This is a genomic window from Bradyrhizobium sp. SRL28, from assembly GCF_018596315.1.
Taxonomy (GTDB): Bacteria; Pseudomonadota; Alphaproteobacteria; order Rhizobiales; family Xanthobacteraceae; genus Bradyrhizobium.
In genome coordinates, this window is record NZ_JAHEAG010000191.1 from 1 (window position 1) to 699 (window position 699).

At 60.8% G+C, this 699-nt stretch carries 1 protein-coding gene and 2 pseudogenes; all 3 read right to left on the minus strand.

Annotation, left to right across the window (positions count from 1 at the left end; translation table 11 throughout):
* The coding region (locus KIP88_RS45925) for a hypothetical protein (RefSeq protein ID WP_214494640.1) at positions 1–197 on the minus strand (197 nt) is incomplete at its 3' end.
* A 160-nt stretch (positions 198–357) separates the two neighbouring features.
* Positions 358–471: pseudogene (locus KIP88_RS48100) on the minus strand (IS110 family transposase); the annotation flags it as partial.
* Between the two features lie 6 nt (positions 472–477).
* Positions 478–699 (minus strand): annotated as a pseudogene (locus KIP88_RS45935) (IS630 family transposase); the annotation flags it as partial.

Consider the following 699-nt stretch of genomic DNA (forward strand, 5'->3'; position numbering starts at 1 on the left):
GTCCCACTGACGATCGGGTCGTAGCATTGGGCGAACACCAGACGAGCGCCGAGAGCACGGATGTCATTCGGCCTGCAATATTGGCTCTGACTCATATGTGGAACGGCCCGGGCTGCAAGATCTTTCTCTGGTTGAACAAGGGATGACGGTGCGGTCATATGTTCGGCCTGTAAACGCGGCGCCTGGCCGCTGGCCACGATGATATCCGCGGAAGCAATCGCCCAATCAATTTCTCGCGCTCGAAGCGCAGTGAGTCAGGCGGTCTGATCGCTACCGGAATGTCGTCATTCGGGGTTCATCCAGATTTGCACCTTGCCTCCTCGGCAGCTTTCTTCTTCCGCCGGAGAGCTCTTAAGATTAGGTTTTCAGCATTGCAGCCGGCGCCTGATAGATGCCGCCTCTGACCAGCAAGGCCCAGATGGTGCGCGCGATCTTATTGGCGAGCGCCACCGATACGACCTTGGCGCAACGTCAAGATAACAGACCGCCGCGCCGCCGTGGACTACGCCCACTGCATGCGTGAATGCACCACATGTCCCTGCGCCACGGCTTGAGGTCGTTCTCGGCCAGCCGGCAACGCACGGTCTGGCCCGACAGGCTGTTGTGATCGGTGAGCTTGACCATCGTGTCGGCCAACAGCGTCAGCGTCCAGCGTTTGCAGCCGGCGGGCGGCTTGGCGCATGCGGTCGCCACCAGCAG